Source organism: Rheinheimera faecalis (genome assembly GCF_021290965.1).
Classification (GTDB): domain Bacteria; phylum Pseudomonadota; class Gammaproteobacteria; order Enterobacterales; family Alteromonadaceae; genus Pararheinheimera; species Pararheinheimera faecalis.
Genome location: NZ_JAJOYT010000009.1, coordinates 113511 through 126846 on the forward strand (window position 1 = coordinate 113511; position 13336 = coordinate 126846).

Consider the following 13336-nt stretch of genomic DNA (forward strand, 5'->3'; position numbering starts at 1 on the left):
ATTCGCTCCGGACTATTCTATCAAGCAGCGCTACAGATGACGAAAATTGGTTTAAGAGATTGGGTCTTATTGACCACCCTGGTGCCGACCTTGTTGGTCAGTTTATGCCTTGGGGGTTATTTTAGCTATGCCCGCTATCATGATTTGGCCCAGTATCTGGAAGAACAGGCCGAAAACATTGCCGTCCCTTTAGCTATAGCCAGCGAACATGCCTTATTACATAACAGCAGACAAGACGTCAAACGTTTGCTGGATGTCAGTCACAGAAAAAACTCGGCTCTGGTCAAAAGTATCGCCATTTTTAATGCCGATCACGAGCTGTTTGTTACCACCAACTATCACAAAGACTTCGCTATGCTGAAGTACTCACCTGACAGCGCTATTCCGCAGCAAAGTACTATCACAGACCTTGGAAACTGGCTGGTGATCCGCACTCCTATTTTGCCGGAGCAAGCCGATTTCAGCACAGATCCGGCCGACCAGCCTTTAGGTTATATTTCAGTGCAGGTGGCCAAAGACAAAGTGATGCTGGCGCAACAAACCTCGTTGCTTAGCAGCCTGCTGATTATTTTATTGGGGCTTGCTGCTTGTGTGTATTTCAGTTTGCGGCTGATTAAGAAGGTCAGCAGTCCTTTGCAGCAAATGGGGGATGTGATTGGCCAGTTACGTGAAGGCCAGTATCAAAGTCAGTTGCAGCAACCTTTTCTCGGTGAACTGGAACAACTACGCACTGGTATTAATGCGTTGGCGACTGCACTCAAAACCCATGACGAAGAAATGCAGCAAAGCATTGAACAGGCCACCAGCGACTTACAACAAAGTATGGAACAGCTGGAGATGCAAAATATTGAGCTGGACCTGTCCCGTAAAAAGGCGATGGAGGATAACCGCAGCAAATCTGACTTCCTGGCCAAAATGAGCCATGAATTACGTACACCACTGAACGCCGTTATCGGTTTTGCAAGGCAATTACTGAAAACCAACCTGACCCATAACCAGCAGGATTATTTAGCCACTATTCAAAAATCAGCTAATAGCTTATTAAGCCTGGTCAATGACGTGTTGGACTACGCCAAACTGGAAGAAGGCCGGATGCCGATTAACCCAGAGCCTTTTTCGTTGCGCGATTTGCTTAATGATTCAGTGGAATTATTAGCTTCCAATGCCTTTGATAAACAGCTGGAATTGGTATTGTTGATTGAAAACAGCTGCCCTGATGATTTATTGGCAGATCCGATGCGGATTAATCAAATTCTGACCAACATTGCCGGTAATGCGATTAAATTTACCGAACAAGGCAGTGTAGTGATCCGTGTTAGTTGCCGCCCTATGCCGGACGAACAATGGCAGTTACGTGTCTCGGTGCAGGATACAGGTATAGGTATTACTGAAGAGCAGCAAAAAAGTTTGTTTGGTGGTTTTGCCCAGGCTGATAACAGTATTGGCCGGCGTTACGGCGGCACAGGCTTAGGTTTAGTGATTTCTCAGCGCTTAGTGACTGCTATGGGCGGTAAGATTGGCTTTGACAGTAAAGCCGGTGAAGGTTCCACCTTCTGGTTTACGCTGATGTGTAAACGCCATCATTTATCCATAGCAGAACCGCTGCCACTGCCGGAGCTGAAGCAAAAAACCATTTTGTATTTTGAACCTCAGCAGTATTCCCGTGAAGCCATGTTGGCTCAGTTGGATCATTGGGGGATGAATATTATCAGCTGCAGTAATATGAGCCAACTGACTCAGACTTTAGCTTTGCAGCCACAAATTGATATGGCGTTGATTGGCCGATCTATTTCGCTGAATCAGGTCAATCAGGTGATTGAGTTACTGCAGCAATTACAATTGCATAGCGAGCAGCTGTATTTACTGGTCAATACCTTGTCACCGAATTTACGCGAAGTACTGCAAGCCTCAGGTGCTAAAGCTGTGTTATCTAAACCAGCGCATTACCGCAAACTGGCCATGACTTTGGCGCAGCCTTATTTGGACTTCCCTGAGCAAAACCAGTTGCAGGACAAACCCAAAGCCCGTCTGCGGGTGTTGTCGGTGGACGATAACGAAGCGAATTTAAAACTGATTAATACCCTGCTGTCTGAAATGGTGGAGCAGGTCGATTCAGCCCGCAATGGCGCCGAAGCATGGCAAAAAGCCAACCAGCAGCATTACGATCTGATTTTTATGGATATTAATATGCCGGTAATGGACGGCATTCAGGCCTGTCAGCGTATTCAACAAAGTTCGCTGAATGAAGCCACTCCTATTATTGCGGTGACGGCTCATGCTTTAGAGGGTGAAAGAGAGCGGCTTTTAGCTTTGGGTTTTTGTGAGTTTTTAACCAAACCTCTGGATGAAAAACTGCTGCATTACACCTTGCGCGAATGTTGCCCTGATTTTCAGCAAGCACTGGCAGCCTCTGTCAGTGAAAATCAGTTGCCACAAAGCAAACAGCTGGACTGGACTCTGGCTTTACAAAGAGCGGGCGGTAAACTGGATTTAGCCAAAGAAATGTTATGGATGCTGGTGCAGTCTTTGCCTGACAACCTGGCGCTTATTCAGTTGGCGATGCAACAACAGGACGCCGAACAACTGCTGCAACATATCCACAAACTGCATGGAGCCAGCTGCTATACAGGCTTGCCCGTACTGAAACAACTGACAGAATTGATTGAAACTGAACTGAAAAAAGGTAAACAAGCTGAACAACTGGAGCCTGAGTTATTTGAACTGCAGGACAGGATCCAATCCTTATTGCAGGACGCCAAAAACTGGCCGCCATTGGTGATTGAGCCGGCACAAACCAAAGTACCAGGCTAATCATTAGTGTAAGTGCGACGCTTCTGCAAAATGTCGTTGATTTGTTCCACTGTGGTATCGGTTTCACAGGGTGTGCTGGTCATCAGCCAGGTAGCGCCCTTGCGTGATTCTTTTGGCGGAACCTTCCAGCAGCCATGAACGCCTTTGACCAGTTCAGACCCATCTGCATAGGTTTTTACTTGTTTAAGCATTGCAGGAACATGCCCACTATCTGCTGTTGTCCCTGAATTCAGGAGAATCTCTCGCTGTTGCGTCCTATCCGTTATAGGTTCAGCGACAGCTGAGGACGCAGCTGCAAGAGCACGTTGCGCCAGGGATAGAGAACCCGAAGCCTGGGATGGTTTTGTTTCAGCCATCCCTGCTGCTAAATTGTTCTTCGCCTCAGAGGTGATTTCGGTAGCGTCATTAATAGCTGCTGTAGCTTCAGAAGCTCTGGCTTTTTTAGAGGCTAGTTTTATAGCCGGAAGTTCAGACCCGGTTGCTTTGCTTTCAATCACTGGCTGCTTAGCAATAACAGCAGACTCTGACTTCACACGTATTGGCGTGTAGCTATAACTTTGAATCACAGCTGATGCTGAGGGTTTCTCTACAGGAGGAATAATGATCAAGGACAGAGCCCACAGCAATAACAGATGAACTACAACAGAAAATATCCATATCTTCAAAGCAAAAACTCCGACGTCAGACTGACGTTTCTGACATCGGAGTAACTCAACAATTCAATAGTGCAAACTCAGATTAGCCCTGAAAGAATTGGACTTTATTCCGCCCCTGTTGTTTGGCCTGGTACATAGCAGTATCTGCATCTTCAATTAGTTTGGTTAAATGGTAACCGGAAATCTCTGCTGAAGTGACACCAAAACTGGCGCTTAATTTAAATTCATAACCCGAAGCTGCAGTATCGATGTTGCTAATGGCGTCGCGACAAATATCAGCCAATAAGTGCGCCTTGTCGCTCTGGCAGCCAGGCAACAAGATGGCAAACTCTTCACCACCAATGCGGCCAAACACATCGTTATTGCGCATAAAGTTACGACAAGTATCGACAGTCTGTCGTAAAGCCCAATCCCCGGCCGCATGGCCATACTGGTCATTAATTTGTTTAAAATGGTCCAAATCAAACACTATAAGTGCGGCAGGTAACTGGCCTTTTTCACACAATGCCAAAGCGCCTTTGGCTGAAGCCGAAAAGTGATATCTGTTACTAATAGCGGTTAAATCATCGTATTCGGCCAGAGCTTTAAAACGTTGACGTGCAACAAAACTGCGATAAGCCATCACAGCAAAACCTAACACCAACACAGCCAAAGCGATAATCAGCAACTTGTTAAAAGCGGCCTGATGCTTAAGCGCTGTCTGCTCGAACTGTAAGAGTTGATTGTCTTTATCCAGCAATGCAATTTTTTGGTTTTGCGCCAAAATTTCCGAATGCGCTGTATGGTACGCCATCTGCTGTGCTGACTTATCGTCCATATAAGCGGTAAAAGCTGCCATATATTGTTCGTGATAATCCAACGCTTGCTGGTAGTTTTTTTCGGCCTTGGCTACTTGATGTAACACCGCAAACGTTTCCACTGCTACTCGACTAAATCTGTCTTGTTTTAACGCCATAATAACTTTCATGGCATGCTCTTGTGCTAAATGAGTCTGACCAAGGCCGATGTAAGCCTGTGCAAGGATACTGTCAAATTTAAGTATCAACGCGTTGTAACGGGTAGATTCAGCCTGGCTATAGTGAGACTGCATCAAACTTACTGCTCCCTGATGGTCCCCTTGTCTGATCCTGTCTGCGGCAATAAAGGCAACTATTAGATTTGCCCACAATGGTTCATTATGATCGGTGCAGTACTTCAGTCCTTCAACAGATTTCAACTTAAATTCATCTGTCTGGCCAGACAAATAAAGCGCCTCGGCTCTCAATTGATGCGCGGCACATACAGCATTTGAACTGGGATTTTCACCTATGAGTTGTTCAATGTAACTCAGTGAAAAATCATATTTACCAATCATATTGTACATCAACGCAATGACTCGCATTCCCTGCTCACGCGCGTCAGGCTGAGATACATCGTTTAATTGGGTGATCAGTTGTTCCAGATATACAAAGGCGTCAAGATATCGACGCACTAGCACTAAACTGTTGATTGCCAGAGCTTTTGCTCTGAATGAGATCACAACATCTGAGGTTTGAATTAGCGGTGTTAAAATAGTAAGTGTTAAATGGGTATCGCCTTCGTATGCAGCCCTGTATGCCTTCAAAAGGGCCAAATACTCTTGCTCAAAGTCTGATAGTTTATTCTCTTCGACTATTAGCTCGTCTAGTTTTGTTGAAAAGCGTTCATAGTCGCTGCTCTTCATTTTATCCAAAAGCAAAAGGTCATCGACCCAAACTGCAGCAAAAACATTTACGTGAAACAGCATAAAAATGAGCGGTGTCAAAATGACCCGCCCAAATTTTGTTAACACCATAGCTACCTTTACAGACAACGTTTAACCAACTTTCAAAATGCTGATTTTCTCTTGTTCTGGATCTTGCTCTGGTTCAGCAGGTTCATCCTGATCAGGTTGATCTGCAGGGTGAATACCACAAATCACATTGGTTCTGGCACCTAACAGCGCTTCAATAGCCTGCTGATCACCTGTACGAACAGCTGCAACTAACAGAGGATCAGTGTCTGCCATTAGCTGTGCTAATTGCTCAGCGTCGGCATAACGCAATGCTGAATTTTGGCCCATCTTTTCCAGTAACTGAATAATAACTGACATAAAAACTCCATAAATCTAAGCAAAACATCCGCGGGTTGGCGCAGACAGGCTCAACAACTGAAACCACTGTAAAACGATAAAATTAAAAGCACAAGTGCAGAAGATCATTCTGGAAAAATACAACAATAACCAAAACTCACTTAAATTGGTTTGAGCCAATATCTGCCGGGTTGAGTGGGGTCTGCGCTATAACCTGCAGTAGTAAAAAGCCGGATAACGGCCTTATTATTGGGGTTCATATCGGCCCATATCTGCACAGCGTTGAATAGTTGCTGCAACCCTTGTTGTAATGCCAGCAAGGCTTCTGAGGCATACCCCTGACGCTGCCAGCCGGGCAATAACATCAATCCGACTTCGGCAGTGGCTGCATGCGCACTCCATTGGTTAACTGCACATAAACCTATGGGCTGGCCGTTTTGGCATACCGCCAGAAACAATCGTTTAAAAGGCACTTTGGCATTCAGCCGCAAAGCAATCTGAAAACTATGTTTGGCCTTCTCTACACCAAGAGGGGGGCCAATAAAAGCCATAACTTGTGGGGAGCTATATAAAGCCAGATACAGTTGCTGGTCCTCTGGCAGTAAAGGCCGGATCACTAAACGAGCCGTCTGGAACACAAAGTGATCTGCAACAGCAGCTTTAGCCCAGTCTTCTGTCATAGCTGACCTTCTTGCGCCACCACAGCTTTTAACTTATCCAGAATGGCCTGATTGGCTTTAGCTACAGTGGCCGGAGGTATCACTAAAGTGGTTTTTAAATCCATTTGTGTTTTAGGTAAATCAGACAAAGCCAAACGTTCAATACGGGGTTGCTGAATAGGTAAAGTGACGGCTTCGTATAAAATCACCTGATGATCCAGCGGATACCATTGGCTTAGCAGCTCGACTAAGACTTCACGATACGCACTGCCTGTGGTGAGTTTAGCCAATGATTTATCGCCTGCTACTCCTATCTGCCATAAAATTAAATAAGCTGCAGTGTCTATAGTGCGCTGGTAAAACATCAGGTTACTGGCTTCATAATGCTGGCAACCATAAGTACCGGGGTCTAAACCCAAATCGGCATATAAACAGTCTTCGGCAGAAATACCTGGTTCCATATGGGCCTGATAACCTTCAGCTACAGCTTCTTTAATGGCCTGGTGCGGCACCCAGGCAAAAACTCCCGGATGGCCATAAAAAGCCCCACAGACTTTTTTGCCTGCATGCACTTCAGCCAGCATAGCCGCCACCATCTGTTTATAGGTGATCATACGAGACTGGCCTTCAGAGTAATAAGGCTGCAGGCTGCGCACATCGGCATTCATGCCCTGGATCCACAGCTCAGTAGTACCGTCAGCCACCAATACAAAAACTACATCGGCTTGTTCTATATAACTGCGGGATAAAGGACTGATATGAGAACCCAAAGTCATACCTGTGCCTACACAAACTAAACTGCCTTTTTGCATGAACTTCACCAACGACCAAATAGAAGCTCTTTATACCTCAAGACGCTGTGAGATGGGTAGGGCCGCGGGTTTATCCCCGCCCGTAAAGCTTAGGACTCAAGGATGACAGTAGCACAGGCGTACGCCTGCTCGTCGCTGATGGAGAGCCAGACTGAACGCACTTGCATTGAATCAGCTAATGCTTTAGCCGGACCTGTGAGCTCAAGTTGAGGACGACCTGAAGGGTCATTACTGACAATAAAATGTTGAAAGGATATTCCACGGCCTATGCCTGTGCCAAGGGCTTTGGCTGCCGCTTCTTTGGCGGCAAAACGTTTGGCGAAATAACGGGCTGGCTGACCATGAGCAGCTAAAATTTGCTGCTCCGATGCTGTCAGCACCCGCTGTACTAAACGGGGTGAGCGCGTCAGGCTTTGCTCTATACGCGCTATTTCAATAATGTCGGTGCCTAAACCAACAATGGCCATTAACGGCGCGCCTCAACCATCAGGCGTTTCATTTCGGCTACTGCAGGGCCTAAACCAGAGAAAATGGCGCGCGCCACAATAGCGTGGCCAATATTCAGCTCGTACATTTGAGGAATGGCTGCTATCGGCTGCACATTATGGTAATGCAGACCATGACCGGCGTTGACCGTTAAACCTAAAGAAGCGGCATAAGCAGCAGCTTCAGTGATCCGCTCAAGTTCTGCCTTTTGCTTTTTTGGATCCGTAGCTTCAGCGTACTGACCTGTATGAATTTCAATATAAGGTGCACCGGCTTTAGCGGCGGCAGCTATTTGTTTTTCATCAGCGTCGATAAACAATGAGACTAAAATATTGTCTTTTTGCAAGCGAGCCACAGCATCCTGAATTTTGTCAAACTGGCCTGCTACTTCTAAGCCACCTTCTGTGGTTAGTTCCTGGCGTTTCTCCGGCACTAAACAGCAGAACTCCGGCTTCAGCTGTGCGGCAATACCTAACATTTCTTCAGTCACAGCCATTTCAAAATTTAAGCGGGTGGCTATGGTTTGACGCAATACAAATAAATCGCGGTCCTGGATATGGCGGCGGTCTTCACGTAAATGCACAGTAATGCCATCAGCGCCAAATTGCTCAGCCAATAAGGCGGCATGCACAGGTTCAGGGTAATAAGTGCCACGGGCCTGACGTAAAGTGGCGACGTGATCGATATTGATACCTAAATAAATGGCGCTCATAGCTAGTTCCTGACAGGTTGAAATAATGCTCTGCTACTTAAAGGTTTGCTGCCAAGCAAGGGCGCTAATAATAAGCGGCTTAATTGCTTGGCTGTTTTTAATACATCGTCTTGCTGCCATTGCTGCTGGCCTATGGCTTTGAGTACTTCGCCTTTCCAGCCTTTGCCTGCAATTTGCCAGCCTTGCTCCGGCCACCACTGATACAAAGCGCCGTCCTGCAAAGCTTCACCTTCTGAATCGTAGTCCCAGTCTACAGGCTGGCCTAACTCGGTCAGCAGGGAAAATTCAAACTGACGTAAACAAGGCTCAAGATCTTCAGTGAGCAGTTGCTGCAAACTTTGCTGATACAACTCAAATAACGCATCAGAGCCAACGTTTTCCGGCCATAACCGGCAAATCAGCTCGTTTAAATACATGGCACCAAACAGCTTTTCGCCTTGTAACAAAAAGGCAGGGCCTGCTTCTTCCGCTTTACTGACAGTCTTTAATTCAGATCGGCCCAACAGCTCCAGTTGTAATAACTGGAATGGCTGTAGCGACAAACGTTGTTGTTTTTTACTACTGGATTTGCGGATCACAGCGCTGACCCGGCCCAGTTCAGGCACCAGCAGTTGTAATAGCAACTGCTGTTCCTTAAAAGCGCGGCTGTGCAGAATAAAAGCTGGCCAGCTGCGATTATCCATTTTAGTCTTCGCCGTAACCTAAGCTGCGCAAAGCACGCTCGTCGTCAGCCCAACCTGATTTCACTTTGACCCATACCTGCAAAAACACCGGCTGTTCAAATAAGGTTTCCATATCTTTACGGGCTTCAGTGGCGATGGTTTTAATACGTTCGCCTTTTTTACCTATCACCATCTGCTTTTGTGTGTCGCGTTCGACCAATACTAAAGCGGCGATATGGTAGTGCTTTTCTTCCCACTTAAAGCGTTCAATTTCAACCGTCACTGCATAAGGCAATTCGTCACCAAGGAAACGCATCAGCTTTTCCCGGACTATTTCCGACGCCATAAAGCGGCTGCTGCGGTCAGTGACATATTCTTCAGGGAAGAAGAATTCACAAGGGGGTAATTGCTTCTGCACCAGTTCACGTAAAGACTGCACGTTGGTGCCTTTTTCCGCAGACAAAGGGATGATCTGCTGGAAATCCAGCTGGCTGCTCAGCCACTGTAAATGCGGTAACAACTCTTCTTTGTCTTTGTATAAGTCGACTTTATTCACCACCAGCAGCACTGGTTTTTTTGCCGCGATCAAACGGTTTAATACCATTTGATCATCGTCCGTCCAGCGGGTACCTTCAACCACAAAAATAATCAGTTCCACATCCAGTATCGTACTGGCTGCAGCTTTGTTCATCAGGCGGTTAATGGCGCGCTTTTCTTCGATATGCAAACCTGGTGTATCGACATACACAGTCTGGTAATTATCTTGCGTGTCTATGCCGACAATACGGTGGCGGGTGGTCTGGGGTTTACGCGAAGTAATACTGACCTTCTGACCAACCAGCTGGTTTAATAAAGTGGATTTACCCACGTTCGGACGGCCAACTATAGCAACCAGTCCGGCAAAAGTTTCAGAGGTCATTTTTAACTTGTTCCAACAAAATCCGTGCTGAATCCTGTTCAGCTTTACGTCTGGAATTACCAGACGCGATTACAGGGGCTCTGCCCTGCACAGTACAACGCACAGTAAACACCTGATCGTGGTCGTCGCCTTGAGTATCGATCACTTCATACAAAGGCAAAGGTAAACGACGGCCCTGCAGGTATTCCTGCAGCTGGGTTTTACTGTCTTTTTGTACACCAGGCTGGATACCGGTTAGACGGCTGCCATACCAGCTTAAGATCCGCTCTTTGCAGGCTTCAATACCAGCATCTAAGAAGATAGCACCTAAAATGGCTTCAACAGCATCGGCCTGAATAGATTCACGGCGCAGGCCACCACTTTTCATTTCACCAGGGCCAAGCCGCAAAAATTCAGCCAGCTCCAGCTCTTTGGCTATTTCAGCCAAGGTGACGCCCTTCACCAAAGAAGAACGCATGCGGGTTAAATCGCCTTCGCGGGCTTTAGGAAAATGTAGATACAGAGCTTCAGCAATCACCACACTTAACAGGGCGTCGCCTAAAAACTCCAGCCGCTCATTATGTTCACCTTTGCAACTGCGGTGAGTCAGGGCTTGTTCGAGTAGCGCGACCTGCTGAAACTGGTAACCCAGCTTTTTCATCAGGCCGCTGACAGGTTTTTGCATTAATTAATTTTGCCTAAACGTTCAAAACGAACTCCGACCGGCACCCATGCAGGCAACCAGTTGTCCGGATCGTCACTAAATTCAAAACTCATCCAGATAAATACCGCTTTACCGACCAGATTTTCCTCAGGCACAAAACCCCAGAAACGGCTGTCACGGCTATTGTCGCGGTTATCGCCTAAAGCAAAATAATGGCCTTCAGGCACAATAAATTCTTCAATGGCGGTACCTGGTTGCTTGTAATACTGCATCAATTGCTCAGATTTAAACGGATGCTGCAGTATGTCGTGTTTATGCTCGCCAAATTGCTCTGAATAGCGTTTGGTTGGCAATTCGCCATCCATAAACTCGCCTTCTGCCTGCAAGGTCAAAGGCACAGCCTCTAAACCAGGACAAGTGCTTTTATCTGCGGCAGTACAAGCAGGCTGAATAAACAACTGCTTGTTTTTGTAGATAATACGGTCACCTGGCAAACCCACAGTACGCTTGATAAAGTCTATTGTTGGCTGCTCCGGATATTTAAATACAATCACGTCACCACGTTCTGGCCGGCCAGTCGTGATCAGGGGTTTACGCCACACCGGATCTTTGACGTCGTACGAAAACTTCTCCACCAGAATAAAATCACCAACCAATAAGGTTGGCATCATAGAGCCTGATGGGATCTGGAACGGCTCGTATAAAAACGAACGGATAATGGTGATCGCCAGAATCAACGGGAAAATCTCTTTGGCCGTTTCTGCCAGATAAGAGGGTTTTTCCAGTTGCTCAACAGCATGTAACGGCAGGCCACCGGCTGCGGCAGCCTGAGCAGTCGCAACTTTAACTTTACGTTTTGGTGCAAAAACCAGTATGTCGATCAGCCAGATTAAACCACTGGCCAAGGTCAATACTACGAGGAAAATTGCAAAATAACCTGCCATAACTACCCTTGTTGTTATTTACCGACTTTAAGAATGGCAAGGAAGGCTTCTTGTGGAACTTCCACATTACCTACCTGCTTCATACGTTTTTTACCGTCTTTCTGCTTCTGCAACAGCTTTTTCTTACGGCTGATGTCGCCGCCATAACATTTGGCTAATACGTTTTTACGTAATTGCTTGACCGTAGTACGGGCAATGACGTGTGCGCCAATAGCTGCCTGAATGGCAATATCAAACATCTGACGAGGGATCAGCTCTTTCAGTTTCTCAGCCAACTCACGGCCACGGCCTTGTGCAAAGTCTTTGTGGCTGATAATAGCTAAAGCGTCTACCCGCTCACCGTTGATCAGAATATCAACCCGTGACATGTCTGAGGTCTGGAAACGTTTAAAAGCATAATCCAGCGACGCATAACCGCGGCTGGTCGACTTTAAGCGGTCGAAGAAATCCATTACGACTTCTGCCATTGGCAGTTCATACACCACCGCAACCTGACGGCCGTGGTAAGTCATGTTCATCTGTACACCACGTTTCTCAATACAGAGGTTAATGACGTTACCTAAGTATTCCTGCGGGACCAGAATATGAGCTTCAACTATTGGCTCACGAATTTCATCAATATTGCCCACTGGTGGTAATGCACTTGGGTTATCGACCATCACAGTCTCACCGTTTTTGGTGATGACTTCGTACACTACGGTAGGCGCTGTGGTGATTAAATCCAGATCGTATTCACGCTCTAAACGTTCCTGAATGATTTCCATATGTAACATACCAAGGAAACCAATACGGAAACCAAAACCTAAAGCGCCTGAACTTTCTGGTTCATAAAATAATGAAGAGTCGTTTAAGCTGAGTTTTTCCAATGCATCGCGGAAATCTTCGTAATCGTCTGAAGATACAGGGAATACACCGGCATAAACCTGAGGTTTAATACGTTTAAAGCCTGGTAATGGCTCAGTGGCTGAGTTTTTAGATAAAGTTAAAGTATCGCCCACCGGCGCGCCTTTAATTTCTTTAATACCACAGATCACAAAACCTACTTCACCTGTACTTAAAATACCTGTGTTGTTGGCTTTAGGGGTAAACACACCTACTTTGTCGACTTCGTACACCATGCCAGTCGACATCACTTTGATTTTGTCTTTCAGCTGGATTTTGCCGTGTTTTACACGAACCAGTGACACTACGCCCTGGTACGGGTCAAACCAGGAATCGATAATCAAAGCCTGAGTAGGGCCATCCACATCACCTTCAGGGCAAGGAATATTGGCGACTATAGTCTCCAGTACATCTTCAATACCTAAACCGGTTTTGGCAGAACACTGCACAGCACCTATGGCTTCGATACCGATAATGTCTTCAATTTCTTCGGCAACGCGGTCCGGGTCGGCTTGTGGTAAGTCGATTTTGTTCAGAATTGGCAAAACTTCGAGGTTCATTTCCAGCGCTGTATAGCAGTTAGCTACGGTCTGAGCTTCTACGCCCTGACCAGCGTCAACCACCAATAAAGCACCTTCACAAGCCGCTAAAGAACGGCTGACTTCATAAGTAAAGTCAACGTGGCCTGGCGTATCGATAAAGTTAAGCTGGTAAGTTTCGCCATCTTTGGCTTTGTAATGCAAGGTCACGCTTTGCGCTTTAATGGTGATGCCACGCTCACGTTCCAGATCCATCGAATCTAAAACCTGCGCCTGCATTTCACGATCGGTTAAACCACCACAAAATTGGATCAGACGATCAGACAGCGTAGATTTGCCGTGGTCGATGTGGGCTATGACTGAAAAGTTACGAATATGAGTAATTTTTGGCATTTTTTCCGCTAAAGCTGCTATCAGGTGGCCCCACTCTGACCCTTATGGTCACAAACCGGGCGAACACCAAAGTTGATTCAGATAAATTTGCCGCGAATTGTACTCGATCTCTGCATTGGTTGCTATGTG

General features: G+C 46.4%; 13 protein-coding genes. 1 reads left to right on the top strand and 12 read right to left on the bottom strand.

Annotated elements, in window-relative coordinates:
- The first annotated feature begins 36 nt into the window (after nt 1-36).
- On the top strand, nt 37-2811 hold the full coding sequence (gene barA / locus LSG34_RS15200; protein WP_233009957.1) for a two-component sensor histidine kinase BarA: 2775 nt from the start codon (nt 37-39) through the stop codon (nt 2809-2811).
- Here barA and LSG34_RS15205 read toward each other — a convergent pair.
- The 12 genes from LSG34_RS15205 to lepA all read right to left on the bottom strand — a co-directional run bounded on the left by LSG34_RS15205 (nt 2808) and on the right by lepA (nt 13207).
- Nucleotides 2808-3476, bottom strand: coding sequence for a hypothetical protein (locus tag LSG34_RS15205; RefSeq protein WP_233009958.1), 669 nt, complete (start codon nt 3474-3476; stop codon nt 2808-2810). The two genes, barA and LSG34_RS15205, sit on opposite strands and share 4 nt — an antisense overlap.
- A gap of 73 nt (nt 3477-3549) precedes the next feature.
- Complete coding sequence (locus tag LSG34_RS15210) at nt 3550-5169, bottom strand: GGDEF domain-containing protein (RefSeq protein WP_233009959.1); 1620 nt, start codon at nt 5167-5169, stop codon at nt 3550-3552.
- A 132-nt stretch (nt 5170-5301) separates the two neighbouring features.
- A complete protein-coding gene (locus LSG34_RS15215) occupies nt 5302-5577 on the bottom strand; it encodes a hypothetical protein (RefSeq protein ID WP_233009960.1) in 276 nt (91 codons plus the stop codon).
- A 140-nt stretch (nt 5578-5717) separates the two neighbouring features.
- On the bottom strand, nt 5718-6236 hold the full coding sequence (locus LSG34_RS15220; RefSeq protein WP_233009961.1) for a GNAT family N-acetyltransferase: 519 nt from the start codon (nt 6234-6236) through the stop codon (nt 5718-5720).
- A complete protein-coding gene (locus LSG34_RS15225) occupies nt 6233-7027 on the bottom strand; it encodes an SAM-dependent methyltransferase (RefSeq protein ID WP_233009962.1) in 795 nt (264 codons plus the stop codon). Before LSG34_RS15225 ends, LSG34_RS15220 begins: the two co-directional genes overlap by 4 nt.
- An 89-nt stretch (nt 7028-7116) precedes the next feature.
- A complete protein-coding gene (gene acpS / locus LSG34_RS15230) occupies nt 7117-7494 on the bottom strand; it encodes a holo-ACP synthase (RefSeq protein WP_233009963.1) in 378 nt (125 codons plus the stop codon).
- Nucleotides 7494-8225 (bottom strand): pyridoxine 5'-phosphate synthase, encoded by a 732-nt coding sequence (pdxJ, locus tag LSG34_RS15235; protein WP_233009964.1) that lies wholly within the window; start codon nt 8223-8225, stop codon nt 7494-7496. The genes acpS and pdxJ overlap by 1 nt, the downstream gene beginning before the upstream one ends.
- 2 nt (nt 8226-8227) lie before the next feature.
- A complete protein-coding gene (recO, locus tag LSG34_RS15240; protein ID WP_233009965.1) occupies nt 8228-8908 on the bottom strand; it encodes a DNA repair protein RecO in 681 nt (226 codons plus the stop codon).
- Between the two features lies 1 nt (nt 8909).
- Complete coding sequence (era, locus tag LSG34_RS15245) at nt 8910-9806, bottom strand: GTPase Era (RefSeq protein WP_127687936.1); 897 nt, start codon at nt 9804-9806, stop codon at nt 8910-8912.
- Nucleotides 9796-10470: a ribonuclease III gene (gene rnc, locus LSG34_RS15250; protein WP_233009966.1), complete on the bottom strand. Its 675-nt coding sequence runs from the start codon at nt 10468-10470 to the stop codon at nt 9796-9798. The genes era and rnc overlap by 11 nt, the downstream gene beginning before the upstream one ends.
- Nucleotides 10470-11393: a signal peptidase I gene (gene lepB / locus LSG34_RS15255; protein ID WP_233009967.1), complete on the bottom strand. Its 924-nt coding sequence runs from the start codon at nt 11391-11393 to the stop codon at nt 10470-10472. The genes rnc and lepB overlap by 1 nt, the downstream gene beginning before the upstream one ends.
- 14 nt (nt 11394-11407) lie before the next feature.
- On the bottom strand, nt 11408-13207 hold the full coding sequence (gene lepA, locus LSG34_RS15260) for a translation elongation factor 4 (RefSeq protein WP_233009968.1): 1800 nt from the start codon (nt 13205-13207) through the stop codon (nt 11408-11410).
- Nucleotides 13208-13336 lie beyond the last annotated feature (129 nt).

Bases quoted from the DNA above. Each gene is read 5' to 3' on its own strand.
- barA (WP_233009957.1), top strand. From the start codon at position 37: ATGACGAAAATTGGTTTAAGAGATTGGGTCTTATTGACCACCCTGGTG.
- LSG34_RS15210 (WP_233009959.1), bottom strand. From the start codon at position 5,169: ATGAAGAGCAGCGACTATGAACGCTTTTCAACAAAACTAGACGAGCTA.
- LSG34_RS15215 (WP_233009960.1), bottom strand. From the start codon at position 5,577: ATGTCAGTTATTATTCAGTTACTGGAAAAGATGGGCCAAAATTCAGCA.
- LSG34_RS15220 (WP_233009961.1), bottom strand. From the start codon at position 6,236: ATGACAGAAGACTGGGCTAAAGCTGCTGTTGCAGATCACTTTGTGTTC.
- LSG34_RS15225 (WP_233009962.1), bottom strand. From the start codon at position 7,027: ATGCAAAAAGGCAGTTTAGTTTGTGTAGGCACAGGTATGACTTTGGGT.
- acpS (WP_233009963.1), bottom strand. From the start codon at position 7,494: ATGGCCATTGTTGGTTTAGGCACCGACATTATTGAAATAGCGCGTATA.
- pdxJ (WP_233009964.1), bottom strand. From the start codon at position 8,225: ATGAGCGCCATTTATTTAGGTATCAATATCGATCACGTCGCCACTTTA.
- recO (WP_233009965.1), bottom strand. From the start codon at position 8,908: ATGGATAATCGCAGCTGGCCAGCTTTTATTCTGCACAGCCGCGCTTTT.
- era (WP_127687936.1), bottom strand. From the start codon at position 9,806: ATGACCTCTGAAACTTTTGCCGGACTGGTTGCTATAGTTGGCCGTCCG.
- rnc (WP_233009966.1), bottom strand. From the start codon at position 10,470: ATGCAAAAACCTGTCAGCGGCCTGATGAAAAAGCTGGGTTACCAGTTT.
- lepB (WP_233009967.1), bottom strand. From the start codon at position 11,393: ATGGCAGGTTATTTTGCAATTTTCCTCGTAGTATTGACCTTGGCCAGT.
- lepA (WP_233009968.1), bottom strand. From the start codon at position 13,207: ATGCCAAAAATTACTCATATTCGTAACTTTTCAGTCATAGCCCACATC.